Raw genomic sequence first — 15,814 nt, 5'->3', positions numbered from 1 at the left:
ACGCAGCATCTCGGCGAGCGCGATCGCCTGGCCCGCAGTGGGCCGCATGAGGAACTTGTACGCACGGATCATCCGGCCCACCCCCCTTCGGCTGTTCTGATCAACATAGTGCAGGCCACTGACAACGCAGCGAACTCCGGCGCTTCGCGCCTCCGGGCCGAGGATGCATTTCCCTCCCCGGCTGAAGCCGGGTAGACCCACGCAAGATCACGGATGGCACCAAGGTTCATGTGGTGGGGACCCACGCCCAGTCAACCGACTCGGGATGCAAGGCCGGCGAGGCGGCGCAGATACACAGTCGGCAGTTCAAGCAGATGGACGCCTTCCTCGATGCCAAGAACATCCCCGAGTCCGAACAGGTCATCGTGGCAGGCGACATGAACGTCGACTCTCGCTCCCCCGAGTACGCGTCGATGCTCGCCGACGCCGGACTGACCGGAGCCGACGCCCGCACCGGACACCCGTACTCCTTCGACACCCAGGACAACTCGATCGCCGCCGACCGCTACCCCGACGACCCCCGCGAGGACCTCGACTACGTCCTGCACCGCACCGGCCACGCGAAGCCGGCGGGCTGGACGAACGAGGTGGTCAAGGAGCAGAGCACGCCGTGGACCGTCTCCAGCTGGGGCACGGACTACACGTACACGAATCTCTCCGACCACTACCCGCTGATCGCTTCCGCCCGATAGCGGATCCGGGCCCCGCACGTCCGTCACCCCAGTCGCCCCGCGCGAACACCGTCGGCAGATAATCGGATATGACGAGGCGGAGTGCCGCAAGCCCGGCACTCCGCCTCGTCGATGTACCCAGCGACGATCCGCCCGAAGGAACCTCCATGGCCCACGCGCACCAGCCATTCCGCCTTCTGTCCGGTGGGATCGCCTCACCGGTCCTGCTGCATGTTCCGCACTCGGCTCGCCACATCCCCGAGCAGGTGCGTACCGGAATCGAGCTGGACGACAAGGCCCTGGAGCTGGAGCTCGACCACATCACCGACTCCCACACAGCGGAGTTGGCCGCCCGAGCCGCTCTGGCTGCTCCCGTCACGCCCTGGCGATTCGTCAACGGCCTGTCGCGGCTCGTCATCGATCCCGAACGGTTCCCCGACGAGCGCGAGGAGATGCTGGCGGTCGGCATGGGCGCGGTCTACACGCAGACCACGCATCGCGAGCAGCTCCGCTCACCGGATGTGGATCCGGAGCCCCTGATCGACCGCTACTTCCGCCCCTACGCCGAAGCCATGACCGCCGCCGTCGACGAGCGGCTGACCGCCACCGGCCGCGCCGTCGTCATCGACGTCCACTCCTACCCGACGGCCCCGCTCCCCTACGAACTCCACGGCTCCGGACCGCGCCCACCGATCTGCCTGGGCACCGACGCCTTCCACACCCCGCCGGAACTCCTCGCCCAGGCCGAGGAGGCGTTCGCCGGTTTCGGGGGCACCGGCATCAACAGCCCCTTCGCCGGTACGTACGTACCACTGAAGCACTACGGCAGGGACTCGCGTGTCAGCGCCCTGATGATCGAGATCCGCCGCGATGTGTACATGTCCGAGCCGGGCGGACCTGCCGGCCCCGGCCTGACCGCGCTGGCTTCGGCGCTGACCACCCTGGTCGCCGCGCTGTCCGGGACGAGCGAGCAGGGGGCGCGAGCGTGACCCTCGCTTCGCCACCGCACGATTCCACGTCCGGACCGGTCCGGACGCACTGTTCACACGGGTGCGACACATCATGGGGGCGCCTGCGTCACTACGAACCGGCCGGCACGCGCTGGGAGGGTTCCGCTCACCGGCCCGTACAGGCGCTACCCCGGTGAGGGCATCCCCGCACGAACACCCAGTTCGACGTTTGAGGCGAGGCCGCCGGGCGCCCTGCCGCCGTCATCGAGGACCTCGCAGCCCGACGAGGCCGCGTAACCCTGTGATGGGATGGTGCCGTGAGCCGCACCGTGGAAGAGACCAACCGCCGCATGCTCCGGGCACGGGATGCGATGGACCGCGCGTACGCGCAGCCGCTGGACGTCCCGGCCCTGGCCCGGATCGCCCATGTGTCCCCGGCACACTTCGCCCGTACCTTCCGGGCCACCTTCGGCGAGACGCCGCACCGCTATCTGCAGCGCCGCCGTGTTGAGCGGGCGATGTCCCTGCTGCGGGAGACCGACCGCAGCATCACGGACATCTGCTACGAGGTCGGGTTCGGCAGCACCGGCACTTTCAGCCGCACGTTCCGCGACATCGTCGGTCGGTCACCGAGGACGTACCGCAAGGAAACGGTGGCCGTGAACGTGCCCACGTGCTTCACGAAGACGTGGACGCGACCGAGCGCCTGAGCGCCGGTGCAGCCCCTCCGCACGGGCTGTCGGCTGAGCAGTTTTGGATAAGTTTTCGCCGGGCCGGCCCACTAACGTGATGCACATGTTCAACGCCATCACGCACTCTCAGATCTACGTCCTCGACCAGGACGAGGCCCTCGACTTCTACGTCGGCAAGCTGGGGCTGGAAGTCAACGCCGATGTCGACATGGGCTTCATGCGCTGGCTCACGGTCAGCATCCCCGGCCATCCGGAACGCCAGATCCTGCTGGAGAAGCCGGGACCTCCGGCGATGTCCGAGGAGACGGCTCAGCAGGTCCGCGAACTGGTGACGAAGGGCGCCATGGGCGGCTCGCTCATCTTCACCACGGACGACTGCCGAAAGACGTACGAGACCCTGCTCGGCCGGGGCGTGGAGTTCACCGACGAGCCCACGGACCGCCCTTACGGAATCGACTGCGGCCTCCGCGACCCCTTCGGCAACAGCATCCGCTTCACTCAGCTCCTGGGGTGAGAACCGGAGGGCGGGCGCCGGCGGGGATCACGGCGGTGCCGATCGGTAACTGCCACGGCGCCGGCCGTCCCCGCCCCGGGTGGTTCGCCACCGCCTGCCCTCCCTGGGTACAGGCCCTGTGCGCCCTGATCCGACCCAAACCGGTGGCCAGCCTGCGTCCGTTGCGGCACCTGCTATCCCGCCAGTCGGCAGTGGCCCGAGGGCAGCGTCTGCTTCCACTGCGTTCGCGCCGCCCGCAACCGTCTGGGGACGTGCCTCACTTGTGGTCACACCGGCATCCTGCCTGGGCTCGACGCCGCTGGTCATCCCGTCTACCTCGGCTGCTGCGACGTTCCCATCGACGTCCTCTGCAAACGGTGCGGCCAGGAAGACCTGGCCAGCGATTCCAACATCTGCTGGCGATGTCTGCTCACGGACAGGATTAATAGGCTCCTCTCGGGGCCCGACGGGGCCATACCCGGGCCGCTCGAACCCCTCGCACAGGCCATCACTGGCTCCAGCTCGCCTGCGAGCTCGCCGTATTGTGCCCGCCGTCAACGACCGCGTTCTCCGTGGGCGCAGTCATCGTCATCGTCGCCGCCGACGGCGCCGAGACAGGCCGTACCGCCGAACCGCGCTTCCCCTGGTGCCAATTCACGATGCGCTTCAGCTCCACATTGCACGGCGTCCGCCTCGCCCGCCGGCCAGGTCGGCAGCGGAACGCGCCGGAGGCTTCAGGGCAACAAATCCTCCGGACTCCGTGGGACACCCCGCAGGTTGCGGCCGGCCGCCTCCATCGCGATCAGGAGTCGATAGCCGTCGCCGGTCGCGATCAAGCCGCCGACGACGGCCTCCCGCATGAGGTCGACCGTGTTCTTGACGCAGATGCCTTTGCGGCGGGCGTAGTGGCCCGCTTCGCCGTCGTCCGTGATCCATACGGAGTCTGCTAACTCTCTGCGGTGCTCAATGATGACCAGCGTCTCCGCCTCGCCCAGGTGTTGCAGCGGCCGGGACGGTGAGCCGCCGAACACCACGCGGCGCATGCGGTCCACGAGTGCGGTTTCGGCCGGATCGTCGATCTCGATGGGATCGCCGAGCCATCCGTCCTCGGTCACCTGGCGCAGCCGCGGCCAGTACCGGGTCGACTGCTGGGCCTCCGCCGCAACCGCCTGCGTCCAGCGGCCGCGGCCGTCCAGGACCTTTTCCAGCAGGCTCAGACGGTCGACCGCCGCGAAGTTGCACAACACAGTGTTGTCGGGGAACCAACAGTGGCGTGTCATGGCTGGAAGACCAGGTCCCCTTCGTCCACGTCGGCTGTGGACGGTGTGCCGTCCTCCGGCTCGGGTTCGAGCGTCGCGCGGATCTCGTCGACGTCGAGGCCGGTATAGGCGGCCAGCGGGCGCAGGGTCGTCTCTCCGGCGAGGTAGGCCTCGTACAGCGACCGAACGGGCCGGAAAGGCAGCCGTGTGGCCTCTGCCCAGGCAGTGCGGGCTTCGAAAGCGTCGCTCTGCCCGGTCAGCAAGTGGCAGGCTTCCGTGGTGAGTTCACGCAATCTGCCTCTCGTCTCCGCGTCGATGAAGCCCAGCTGGGAAAGCCGGGCGGCGAGTGCGCTCGGCGACACCTTGAAGCGCACGACGAGCGATCTGAGCTCTTCGTCCGTGAGGTCACGCCCTTTCGCAGCAGCGTTCAGCTCGTCCCGGGGCATCAGCAGGCCGGCGGCGAACACATTGGCGCGGATCTCTGTCAGGTCCTTCTGCCGCCCGGGCGCGAGGTGAGTCTCCGTGAGGAGGTCCTGGGCATCCCGGGCCAGGATGTGCCCGAGTTCATGGGCGAGCGTGAAGCGCTGGCGCGTCGGCACCTTCGTCCGGCCGATCATGATGAGCCGGAATCCGTCCGCCTGCCAGGCCGCACCGTCGACACCGTTGGGCAAGCCGATCTTCGCCACGTCCACGCCGAAGGCACGCTCCATGACATGCACCAGCTCGGGCGTCTCCAGATCGCTGACCGTCGGTGCCCCGGCGGCGGCCAGGGCGTCCTCGGCCAGAGCCACACCCTGGTCGACATGGCGCTCCACCTCGCTCCGGACGGATGGCAGTTCCGGCAGCTCCGGTGACCGGCCGAGAAATTCCAGTACCTCGTGGGCCGTCGTGAACCTTTCGACGAGATCCCTGAGCGTGTCGTGTCCCCGGCCATCGGCTTCCGGGGCACTTGCGCGGGCCGCGAAGGCAGGACGGAGCGCCTCGCGGCCGGTCAGCAGCCAGTCGACGGTAGTGCTGCCGAACTCGGCGATCCGAGCGAGGTCAAGAGACGTGAATCGTCGGACGCCACTGAGGGACTTCGACAGTTTGTCGGGGGTCAGTCCAATGGTCTCGGCGAACGCTGCCTGGCGGACCGAAGCCGCGTCCATGACTTTTCGTACACGTTCGCTCACAGGCTCGCTCATACGGCCAGCGTACGAGGGGGTTGCGAAAATCGCAACGCCCCTCGCTTGCGCCACGCCTCCGGCGCCGTCGATATCGCAGCGTCCGGACCGGATGTGCACACACCATCGCCTCCGCAAAGGCCTTGCGGGGACGCGCGGAGGCGCACGCACATTCCTTGATTACCGCCCCGTAACCTCCGATGTACCTCAGATTTGTTCCTGAGTGATGTAGGGCACTGCCAAAATCACAGGATTCCCGCATGATGGCTAGCAAGCCATGCCACGGTGACGACCCCCTGGCCCCCCCACGGCCGCGACCGTCCACCTTCCCCCCACAAAGGCGAATCTCCTCCATGAGTGACCGCTCCACTGCGGGCGAAACGCTCGCCGCCGCCCCACCGGCGACAAACTCCCCCCACCGGGACGCCGGCGATGCCGGTTACAGCAAGGACCTCAAGTCCCGTCACATCAACATGATCGCCATCGGCGGCGCGATCGGCACCGGCCTGTTCCTGGGCGCGGGCGGGCGACTGGCCGCTGCCGGCCCCTCGCTCGCCATCGCCTATGCGATCTGCGGTCTCTTCGCCTTCTTCGTCGTCCGCGCGCTCGGTGAGCTGGTCCTCTATCGGCCCTCCTCCGGCGCCTTCGTCTCGTACGCCCGCGAGTTCATGGGTGAGAAGGGCGCCTTCGCGGCCGGCTGGCTGTACTTCCTGAACTGGTCGACGACCGCCGTCGCCGACATCACCGCGGCGGCCACCTACGCCCACTTCTGGGCAATGTTCAGCGACATCCCGCAGTGGATCCTCGCGCTGATCGCCCTCGCCGTCGTGCTCACCGCAAACCTGATCTCGGTGAAGTATTTCGGCGAGATGGAGTTCTGGTTCGCGATCATCAAGGTCTCCGCCCTGGTCGCGTTCATGCTCATCGGGATCTTCCTGCTGGTCACCCAGCACCCGGTGGACGGTCACACGCCCGGCTTCTCCACCATCTCCGACAGCGGCGGCATCTTCCCCACCGGCATGCTCCCGATGCTGATGGTGATCCAGGGTGTCGTGTTCGCGTACGCCTCCGTCGAGCTGTGCGGCGTGGCCGCCGGCGAGACGGAGAACCCCGAGAAGATCATGCCCAGGGCGATCAACTCGATCATGTGGCGCGTCGGCCTCTTCTACGTGGGCTCGGTCGTGCTGCTCGCCCTCCTGCTGCCGTACACCTCGTACTCGGGGGACGAGAGCCCGTTCGTCACCGTCATGGAGAAGCTCGGTATCCCGGGCGCGGCCGGTGTGATGAACCTGGTCGTGCTGACCGCGGCGCTCTCCAGCCTGAACTCCGGGCTGTACTCCACCGGCCGTATCCTGCGCTCCATGGCGCTGGCAGGCTCCGCGCCGAGGTTCACCGGCCGGATGAACAAGGGGCAGGTGCCCTACGGCGGCATCCTGCTGACCGCCGGATTCGGTGTTCTGGGCGTCGTGCTCAATTACGTCATGCCGGGCCAGGCGTTCGAGATCGTTCTCAACTTCGCGTCGATCGGCATCCTCGGTACCTGGGCCATGATCATGCTCTGTTCGCTGCTGTTCTGGCACCGATCGCAGGACGGCAGGGTCACCCGCCCCGCGTACCGGCTGCCCTGGGCCCCGTACACGCAGATCGTCACGCTGGTCTTCCTCGCGGGTGTCGTCTTCCTGATGTGGTGGGGCGGCGGAGTGGGCCGTACGACCGTGCTGTGTCTGCCGCTGATCGCGGCGGCGCTGGTCGGCGGCTGGTTCGTGGTCCGTGGACGGGTGAATGGCCTCGCGCGGGCACGCCAGGACGCCTGACGTTTCCAGGCACCGGCGACGGCCCGCGCGGAATCATCACCGCCCGGGTCGTTCGCGTGTCGGCGCGGGCCGCCTCGGCGGCCGACATCGGCTTCACAGTCCGTGCTCGTCGAGGAGCCGCATCAGGTTCCGCTTGCGCTTCTGACCGGCGCGCAGGGCGGCGAGGTACGCGGCGAAATCGTCCGGAGCGCCCAGGCGGCGGTGGCAGTCGCGCATGCTCAGGAGCAGGCTGGTCAGGCGCTCGTAGACCGCGTTGCCGATCTGCTTCTCAAGGGGTTCGGCCAGGCGCTGGTAGACGCGCAAAGCGTCAGCGGGGCGGATGGCGCGGACCTGGTCGGCGACGCCGAGCCACTGACGGTCATCAGCGCCGGTCGTGGTGGCGGCCTGCCAGGCGGCGTCCACGTCCTTGTCGTCTAGCAGGGCGTCGATCAGGACCGGACCGCCGTGCCGGTCCCGCTCACGCTGTGCCGCGTCGGCACGCAGCAGCACCAGCGCCTGCTCGCGCTCGGCCTGCCAGCAGTCGGCTGCGTGTGCCGCCGTGCGCAATTGCTGGTACGCGGCGAGGGAGCGATGGGCGGTGAAGTGGGCGCGGCGCACGGCGACCGCGTCGAGGAACCGGTCCGAGCGTGTGTAGCGGTCGCAGAGGTAGTCGACCAGGCCGATGACGGGGGTGGTGGTGTCGGACACTTCGGCGATGCCGCGCTCCGCCCAGCGCAGCGCGTCGCCGGGGCGGCCGGCAGCGTCCAGTTCGCGGGCGATGACCAGGTGAGTGCTGCCGTCCCGTGCGAGGTCGGCCGCGTGCACGGCGATCACTGCGTCCACATCGCCGGACGCCTTGGCCAACCGCTCCATCAGGTACTTCTCCGCCCAGCCTGTGCGGTTGCCTCGCCAGGCTTCGAGCGCCAACTCCCTTACTGTGGTCATTCCCTCTTCGCCGAGGATGTCCTCGTAGTCGAGCGGGTCAATGTCCGTCAGGTCGTCGAAGTCGCCGAGTACATGGCCGACCAGCCACCGCGCGGTCTCCTCCGGATCGGGACAGGCTGCGCGACACGCGTCGAGATGGACTGCGGCAAGAGCGGCCCCGACCTCACTGAGGCCTCCGTCGGAGTCGTCGATCGAGTCCTGCACCTCGCTCAGCATCCGCATGGCGTCCTGGGACAGAGAGATCGCGTCCGCGGGCCGCCCGGAGGCAATCAGAGCGGCGACCGCGGAGACCGCCTGCGAGGCCTGTTCGCCGTAGGCGTGGGCATCGGCGTACTCGACGTATCCGTACCGAGCGAAGGGGCCGATGTCGAGGAGTTCACGAATCCGGGTGCGGACTCCGGCGAGGTCGCCGCGGGCACTCGCCGCACGCAACTCCAAGCGGAGGCGCACCTGACGGTCCTCAGCGATCTGCTCCCGTACGAGTGCGAGCAACTCGTCCCTTGAGAGCGCGGCCAGCCACGCGTCCAAGTCCTGAACGCGGCTGCGGGCACGAGCGTACTCCCCCTGCAGACTCTCCGACCGGGTGAGCGCGGTCAGGCCGAGCGCGACCAGGTGCTTGCAGAAGTTGCCCTCCATTCCGTAGGGGCAGTCGCACTCCCCGGTGAGCCCATCAGGCTCGTCGAGTGACAACTCCACCTCGTAGGCGTCCGTCCCGTGGACCGTGGCGGTGATCCAGCCGTCGCCGACCTCCAGAGCGGTCACCGCGTCCAAATAGTCCTCGCCCCGCTCGAAAGACCGTGGCCCGGCCAGTACCCGCAGATCCGCCTCGGTGAAGCCACCCATGATTTCCCCGCCTCGGCCTTCCCATTTCGCTCCCGGAACCTACACCCGTCATCCTGCCTGCTCGGATACGCCTCGTCCGAGACTCGCCCCTGTTATCCGGTCAGCGGCCTTACCACCTGCACGAGTTGGGTTCTTCGAAAGTCCCGCCTGCCGGGCGGGCGGACGACGCTGCTTTCGACGACGTCGCCCGGCGGGGCATCGGAGCGGCGGACGCCGGGTCGTCTCCCGTTCCATAAACGTTCAACTGGCTGTCCCTGCCTGCCTTGTGTGCCGTCCCTAGGGTCCTTGAAGGTTTCGAAAGAAGGGGCTCATGGACACACTCCTCGCGATCCGGGCTCGCGGGATCACCAAGCTTTTCGGCGATGTCGTCGCACTGGACGGCATCGATCTGGATGTGGCGCAGGGTCAGATCCACGGCTTGGTCGGACCGAACGGCGCCGGCAAGACAACCTTGCTCGGCCTCCTGCTGGGCCTGGCCGTCGCCGATGGCGGCCGCCTCGAGATCCTGGGTACGCCGGTCGGGCGGGCGCTCGCCGCTCCCGACGGTGTCGCCGGCTTCGTGGACGGGCCCGGTCTCTACCCCTCGCTCACCGCCAGGCAGAACCTCGCCGCGTTGGCCGCTCTCCGTGGCCGCGACGCGCGGACAACGGGGATCGACGACGTGCTCGACCAGGTCGGGCTCACCGATGTCGCCGACGAGCGGGCCCGCGGCTTCTCCCTCGGCATGCGTCAGCGGCTCGGGCTCGCCGCCGCCCTGCTCACCAAGCCCCGGCTGCTCGTTCTCGACGAACCTTCCAACGGCCTCGACCCGGCCGGCAAGAGACACGTACACGGTGTCCTCACCCGGCTCGCTTCGGACGGAACCAGCGTCGTGCTCTCGAGCCACCGCATGGACGACCTCGAGGCACTGTGCTCCGAGGTCACCATCGTCGCCACCGGACGGGTCGTCTTCTCAGGCCCGCTGAGCAAGCTGGCCGCCGAGAACCGTGAACTCGACTACCGTCTGCTGACCTCCGACCCACAGGCCGCCCGTCGACTGGCTGTCGACACGGCCGGGATCCGCGTCGTCGACGACGCCGGGGCACGGCACAGCGCCGAAGTGCTCGTCGTGCGCGCGCTGGTGCCCGCCCTCGACGAACTGGTGGTGAGGCTCGTGCACGCGGGCATCGCGCTGCGCGAGCTCGCACCTGTGGTGTCGCCGCTCGAGGCCGCATTCCTCGCCCTGACCGAGCAGCAGGAGGCCGGCCGATGACCGAGACCATCGCCGATGACATCGTTGCCGGTGCCCACCGCGTCTCAGTTCCGCGCGGCTACCGCTTCGAGCTGGTCAAGTTGGTTTCGCAATGGCGGATCCGCTTGCTGGTCCTCGCCTGCTGGATCGCGCCGGCGCTCTTCGTCGCCGCGGTGAGCCAGCAGAGCTCGCTCCCCTCCGACACCCTCTTCGGTCGCTGGATGCACACCACGGGGTGGGCCGGATCGCTGGTCGTGCTCGGTTTCGCGGGCACCTGGGCGCTCCCGCTGCTGACTTCGGTGGTCGCCGGCGACGTGTTCGCCTCCGAGGACCGGCTCGGCACCTGGCGCCACCTCCTCGTGGCGGTCCGGTCCCCTCGACGGATCTTCGCAGCGAAGGCGCTGGCCAGCCTCACCGTCATCCTGCTGCTCGTGGCCGGGCTGGCCTGTTCCAGCGCGGCCGGCGGGGTCGTGGCGGTCGGTAACCAGCCGCTGGTCGGCCTCGACGGCCACCTGCTGACGCCGGCTGACGCCGGCGGCAGGGTCCTGCTCGCCTGGGTCTGCGTGCTCGCCCCGACCCTGGCCCTCGCCGCGATCGGACTCCTCGGGTCGGTCGCGCTGGGGCGGTCCCCGATGGGGCTGCTGCTGCCCCCGCTCGTCGCGCTCGCGATGCAGGTCGCCCAGATGCTGCCGCTGCCCGTCGCCGTGCGCCTCGCCCTGCCCGGCTACGCATTCACCGCCTGGAACGGCCTGTTCACCAGCCCGGCGCAGGTCGGCCCGCTCCTGATCGGCATCGTGGTCAGCCTGGTGTGGGCCGTGCTCGCGACAGCGCTGGCGTACCTGCTTTTCCTGCGGCGCGATTTCACCAATCTGGCCTACGACGGTTCCGGGCGCCGCGCGATCACCAACGGACTCCTGCCGCTGGCCGGACTGGCCGCCCTCACCGTCGCGGTGGTCGCCGTGGCGACCCCGTCGACGGGGTCCGGAATCGAGCAGGACAAGGTGCAGCGGTCGGTCGCCACGGCATTCGCCCACCTCTACCGCATACAGACCCAGCAGCTCAACCGCCCCGCCGTCACCGAGGCGCACCTGCGGGTCACGGCGGCGTGCAACAAAAGCGGCGGCCAGGTCGCCCCCCAGGGGGCGGGCAATGACTGGCGTTGCGTCGTCACCTGGCATCTCCCCGGCGTTGAGGCCGCAGGGACAGCCATCTACCAGCTTGACGTCGCCTCAGACGGGCGGTTCGTGGCCGATGGCGACGGACCGAAGGAAGTGAACGGCTACTTCCTGGTGCGGACCCCGACCGGGGACACACCGAACCCGCTTTGGCAGTTCGACGGCAACGTCGAACTGCTCAACACCACCCCGAAGGGATAATTCCATGCAGGTAACACGGCAGCGTCGGATCAACGAGACGAAGCAGATCAGCCTTTTCGGTAGAAGCGTCGGCCGCCGGACCCCTCTGGTAACGGCAGGCATCGCTGTCGTCCTCGCGGTCACAGGCACCGCTGTTGCCCAGACGCATCAGTTCGGCACCGATGAGGTCGGCCAGGTCACCGCCAACGGCCAGGTCGTCTCCGCCGACCAGTACATCGCCCCGTACGGCAGCCGCACCGTCATCAACGACGGCAAGATCATGTCGTCCGCGGTCAGCCCGGACGGCACCCATCTCGCGGCCTCGGTCACCGACGGTGGGATTGCGCTGGTCGTCATGGACCTCAAGACCGGGCAGGTGAAGCAGCGCGTCGGTACCCCGGCGTCGGCGGACCTGCGCATCAAGAGCAACGCCGTCGGCCAGGAGGGCCCGACGTATTCGCCCGATGGTTCGCAGCTGTGGTTGGGCCAGAGCGACGGCTACACCAAGTTCACCGTGAACCCGGACGGCACCCTCTCCAACCCGGCGACGATCTCGGTCCCGGCCGACGGCTCCAAGCGCGCGCTGGTGGGTGCGGCGGTGTTCTCGGCCGACGGCTCCACTGTGTACTCCGCGGTCAATGGCCAGAACCGGGTGGTCGCCATCAACACGGCGACCGGGACCATCAAGCAGAGCTGGACCGTGGGCAACGCCCCCCGTGGCATCGCCATGGTCGGCAACAAGCTCTACGTCAGCAACGAGGGCGGGCGTCCGGCCAAGGCCGGCGACACCACGATGAACTCCTACGGCACCCAGGTGCCGGCCAACCCGGACACCGGTGCCACCACCACCGGCACGGTCAGCGTCATCAACCTGGCGGACCCGTCCGCCGCCGTCGGGAGCGTCGACGTCGGTCTGCACCCGACCGCGGTGTACGCAAAGAACGGGGCGGTGTTCGTCACCAACACCGCCGACAACAACGTGTCGGTCATCAGCACCGCCAACGACAAGGTCGTGCAGACCATCGCCACCCAGCCGTGGCCGAAGGCGTCGGTCGGCTACGAGCCCAACGCGGTGACGCTCACCGACGACGGTCACCTGCTGGTGACGCTCGGCCGTGCCAACGCGGTCGCCGTCTACCGGTACACCTCCCCGCAGGAGCCGGCCGGCTACGTCGGCCTGCTCCCGACGGACTACTTCCCCGCGGAGATCACCACCGTGGGCAAGAACGTGGTCGTCTCCAACACCCGCGGTATCGACGCCCGCCGCCCCACCAACAAGGCCGGGCACGGCACCCACGACACGACGTCGAGCCTGACGCAGTTCACGCTGCCGGACGACAGCGTCATCAAGTCCGAGACCGGCAAGGTCTTCACCCAGAACGGCTGGCACGGCGGCTCGGTCACCCAGGGCACGGGCGACGCGAAGCCGGTGCCGGTCCCGGTGAAGCTCGGCGACCCCTCGACGATCAAGCACGTCTTCCTGCTCGTCAAGGAGAACCGGACCTACGACCAGGTTTTCGGTGACATACCGCAGGGCAACGGCGACCCGTCGCTTGCGCAGTTCGGTGAGAACGTGACGCCGAACCAGCACGCGCTGGCTCGGCAGTTCGGGCTGTACGACAACACCTACGACGTCGGCACGAACTCCGCCGAGGGTCACAACTGGCTGATGCAGGCCGACAACCCGGAGTACACCGAGTCCTCGGCCGGTGAGTACACGCGCAGCTACGACACCGAGGACGACGCTCTCGGCCACCAGAAGTCCGGCTTCATCTGGACCGGTGCGCAGGCGGCTGGGAAGTCCGTCAAGGACTTCGGCGAGTTCCAGTCGTTCGAGAGCAAGCCGGCCGGCGCGACCTGGCAGAACCTGTACTGCGACGCCAAGAACATGGACGCGACCGGGCAGAAGACCGCCTACCCCATACAGACGGGCTCGGCGATCCCGTCGCTCAACAAGGTGTCGGTGCCCGGCTTCCCGATGTTCGACATGGACGTCCCGGACATCTACAAGTACGAGATCTGGAAGCAGGACTTCGAGAAGAGCGGTCCGGCGAACCTGAACATGTTCTGGTTCTCCAACGACCACACCGGTGGTCCGTCGAACGCGGCCGCCGCGGTCGCGGACAACGACCTCGCGGTCGGCAAGATGGTTGACAAGATCTCGCACAGCAAGTACTGGAAGGACTCGGCGATCTTCATCGTCGAGGACGATTCCCAGGCCGGCCTCGACCACGTCGACGGCCACCGTGCCCCGGTCCAGATCATCAGCCCCTGGGCGCAGCACGGCAAGGTCGACAGCCGCTACTACTCGCAGATCACGATGATCCGCACCATCGAGCAGATCCTCGGGATCCAGCCGATGAACCAGAAGGACAGCGCGGCCAGCCCGATGCGCGGGGCGTTCACCCAGCACGCGGACTACACGCCGTTCAAGGCGTTGCCCAACCGGGCCTCGCTGACCGACGGCCTCAAGACCCCGCCCGCCTGCGGCGTGGACACCCCGGCGCCGCAGAACCCCGGTGCGGCAGCAGTGCCGTCGGCGAAGGTGCCGGCGGACAAGCAGGCGATCGCGGCGAAGTGGGAGAACTGGAAGTCGCACCAGCGGCTGACCGGGCCCAACGCCATCCCCGACTTCGCGAACCCCGCGCAGATGAACCACTTCACGTGGTACCAGACGCACGAATGGAAGAAGCCGTACCCCGGCGAGGACAAGATCTTCACGCCGGAGGACGTGCCGGGTGCCTACATCCCGTCGTCGGAGTCCGACGGCTGACGTAGGTTGATCGCGCCAAGGGGCCCGTGGCCGGCGGTGACGCCGGCCGCGGGCCCCTTCTGCCCCCTGTGCTGGCCCATTCGGTCCTGGCGGCAAGGCTCCCAGCCGGGCTACAGCCGAAGCCGCCTCACTCCGGAGCTGTCGGGGGCTATGGCGTGCCACGTTCGGTTCGTTGCGGGCGAACGCGGCGTGCGTGAACGGTGCGTGCGGGCTGTCCGGGCCGCGCCGACGCGACACCACAACGGGTCGCGCTGGCCCGCTCGCTGATGCGCGACGACGCCGATCTGCTGATCCTGGACGAGCCCAGCTCCGGCCTGGACCCGGAGGCCGAGCACGAAGTGCACCGCACGCTCAGCCACCACCGCCGGGGACGGACCGCACTGCTGGTCTCGCATCGGCTCGGCGCTCTGCGCGAAGCAGGCTCCATCGCCGTGCTGGTGGACGGGAGGATCGCCGAACTCGGCTCCCACAGCGAGCTGATGGCCCTGAGCGACGGGCACTACGCCCGGTTGTTCGGCCTGCAGGCCGCGGGTTATGCCGTGAGCGGCGACCGGGCCAGGACCACGGAGGCAGCCACATGAGCCGCCCGAAACGGAAGGCGGTCACATGACGGGTGTCGGGCGAACGACGGCGGCGATGGCAGCGGGTGCCGGCATGCTGCTCCTTTCCGTATGTGCACTGCGTTCACGCATCGCGCTCATCAGGGTCACCGGGTCGAGCATGACCCCGGCCTTCACGGACGGCGACCGGCTGCTGGTCCGCCGCACCACGCGCGTGCGGCGCGGCGACGCGGTGGTCTTCCGCAACCCCCTCCCCTTCGGCGACGGCGACGATCCCCTGGCCTGGCTGGTCAAGCGGGTCTCCGCCCTGCCCGGCGATCCCGTGCCGCCGGACGTGCGCGACATCGTCGGGGCCCCGGACGGCGGACTGGTGCCGTCAGGTTCACTGGTCGTCCGGGGTGATGCCGCCCGCACACAGGATTCCCGCCACTTCGGCTACGTCCCCGAGTCGTCCCTGCTCGGCGTGGTGCTCACCCGCCCAACTGTCTTCCGTCAGAGGCCTGTTCGACCGCTCCCGAACCCGGCCGACTGACTCCGTCCGGTCCCGGGCGGGACTCCGGGCAGTCGGCATCGGAGCTGCTCGGAGAACCTCCAAGGACTGCATCCACCTGCCGGATGCCTGACCCAACCGAAAAACCGCGGTTCACGGCAAGGGCAAACCACCGCCCCCGCGGATGCCCTCGCCGAACGCCTGCCACGCTCGGCCTCGCACCGGCACATCTCCCTGGCCGTGCTCGCACTGGCCGCGCTCACCGCCGACGCGATGCCGGGGCAAGCGGTTGACAGCACGACGACGTACACACGTATGAGACCGGCCTACCACACCACGACCGAGCAGGAAGACGACGACTGCTAGGCTGTGAATGACGTAAACCGTGTATCGAGGAGTCACAGACGTGGTGGGTGAAGACGACATCTCCGGGTGAGATCCGGATTTGACGGCCACCGGCCGGCGCTCAGGAGCGCTGCCGAGGTGGTCCGTCTCGTCGTACCCCTTTTCCCACGTCTGCCCAGGGCAGAAGTCTGATCTCTGCCCTCATGCCTTTCGAGGTCACCTCCATGTCCGACGCGTCCATCATCTGCTCG

At 68.4% G+C, this 15,814-nt stretch carries 12 protein-coding genes and 2 pseudogenes; 11 read left to right on the top strand and 3 right to left on the bottom strand.

The features are described from left to right. Positions 1–212: 212 nt before the first annotated feature. From ACNPQM_RS40825 to ACNPQM_RS40805, 5 genes and pseudogenes are all read left to right on the top strand, one after another. A pseudogene (locus ACNPQM_RS40825) lies at positions 213–692 on the top strand (sphingomyelin phosphodiesterase); the annotation flags it as partial. Between the two features lie 146 nt (positions 693–838). Further along, positions 839–1,660 (top strand): N-formylglutamate amidohydrolase, encoded by an 822-nt coding sequence (locus tag ACNPQM_RS40820; RefSeq protein WP_418087937.1) that lies wholly within the window; start codon positions 839–841, stop codon positions 1,658–1,660. 311 nt (positions 1,661–1,971) lie between these two features. Further along, entirely contained in the window at positions 1,972–2,331 is a 360-nt protein-coding gene (locus ACNPQM_RS40815) for an AraC family transcriptional regulator (RefSeq protein ID WP_358861277.1), read from the top strand. A gap of 85 nt (positions 2,332–2,416) precedes the next feature. Beyond that, complete coding sequence (locus ACNPQM_RS40810; RefSeq protein WP_345511129.1) at positions 2,417–2,827, top strand: VOC family protein; 411 nt, start codon at positions 2,417–2,419, stop codon at positions 2,825–2,827. A gap of 485 nt (positions 2,828–3,312) precedes the next feature. Continuing rightward, positions 3,313–3,429 (top strand): annotated as a pseudogene (locus ACNPQM_RS40805) (5-amino-6-(5-phosphoribosylamino)uracil reductase); the annotation flags it as partial. A gap of 111 nt (positions 3,430–3,540) precedes the next feature. On the opposite strand, the gene ACNPQM_RS40800 reads toward ACNPQM_RS40805, so the two are convergent. Both ACNPQM_RS40800 and ACNPQM_RS40795 read right to left on the bottom strand, forming a co-directional pair. Next, the gene (locus ACNPQM_RS40800) at positions 3,541–4,086 is read right to left on the bottom strand and encodes a hypothetical protein (RefSeq protein WP_418087936.1); all 546 of its coding nucleotides are present in this window, start codon (positions 4,084–4,086) and stop codon (positions 3,541–3,543) included. After that, positions 4,083–5,249, bottom strand: a complete 1,167-nt coding sequence (locus ACNPQM_RS40795) for a helix-turn-helix domain-containing protein (protein ID WP_418087935.1) — start codon at positions 5,247–5,249, stop codon at positions 4,083–4,085. The genes ACNPQM_RS40800 and ACNPQM_RS40795 overlap by 4 nt, the downstream gene beginning before the upstream one ends. Positions 5,250–5,581: 332 nt before the next feature. Here ACNPQM_RS40795 and ACNPQM_RS40790 point away from each other — a divergent pair, with 332 nt between their 5' ends. Then, positions 5,582–7,042, top strand: coding sequence for an amino acid permease (locus tag ACNPQM_RS40790; RefSeq protein WP_418087934.1), 1,461 nt, complete (start codon positions 5,582–5,584; stop codon positions 7,040–7,042). A 93-nt stretch (positions 7,043–7,135) separates the two neighbouring features. On the opposite strand, the gene ACNPQM_RS40785 is transcribed toward ACNPQM_RS40790, so the two are convergent. Beyond that, a complete protein-coding gene (locus ACNPQM_RS40785) occupies positions 7,136–8,809 on the bottom strand; it encodes an SWIM zinc finger family protein (RefSeq protein WP_418087933.1) in 1,674 nt (557 codons plus the stop codon). 310 nt (positions 8,810–9,119) lie between these two features. On the opposite strand from ACNPQM_RS40785, the gene ACNPQM_RS40780 reads away from it, so the two are divergent. The 5 genes from ACNPQM_RS40780 to ACNPQM_RS40760 all read left to right on the top strand — a co-directional run bounded on the left by ACNPQM_RS40780 (position 9,120) and on the right by ACNPQM_RS40760 (position 15,260). Next, the gene (locus tag ACNPQM_RS40780) at positions 9,120–10,061 is read left to right on the top strand and encodes an ABC transporter ATP-binding protein (protein ID WP_418087932.1); all 942 of its coding nucleotides are present in this window, start codon (positions 9,120–9,122) and stop codon (positions 10,059–10,061) included. Beyond that, the gene (locus ACNPQM_RS40775) at positions 10,058–11,416 is read left to right on the top strand and encodes an ABC transporter permease (protein WP_418087931.1); all 1,359 of its coding nucleotides are present in this window, start codon (positions 10,058–10,060) and stop codon (positions 11,414–11,416) included. The genes ACNPQM_RS40780 and ACNPQM_RS40775 overlap by 4 nt, the downstream gene beginning before the upstream one ends. 4 nt (positions 11,417–11,420) lie before the next feature. Continuing rightward, positions 11,421–14,168 carry an alkaline phosphatase family protein gene (locus tag ACNPQM_RS40770; protein WP_418087930.1) on the top strand — a complete coding sequence of 916 codons (2,748 nt, stop codon included), beginning with the start codon at positions 11,421–11,423 and terminating at the stop codon, positions 14,166–14,168. A gap of 200 nt (positions 14,169–14,368) precedes the next feature. Continuing rightward, on the top strand, positions 14,369–14,749 hold the full coding sequence (locus tag ACNPQM_RS40765; RefSeq protein WP_418087929.1) for a hypothetical protein: 381 nt from the start codon (positions 14,369–14,371) through the stop codon (positions 14,747–14,749). 25 nt (positions 14,750–14,774) lie between these two features. Continuing rightward, a complete protein-coding gene (locus ACNPQM_RS40760; protein ID WP_418087928.1) occupies positions 14,775–15,260 on the top strand; it encodes a S26 family signal peptidase in 486 nt (161 codons plus the stop codon). The last annotated feature ends 554 nt before the right edge of the window (positions 15,261–15,814 follow it).

Source organism: Streptomyces sp. NPDC056231 (genome assembly GCF_048270745.1).
GTDB lineage: Bacteria > Actinomycetota > Actinomycetes > Streptomycetales > Streptomycetaceae > Streptomyces.
This window is presented reverse-complemented; position numbering and strand designations above follow the sequence as displayed.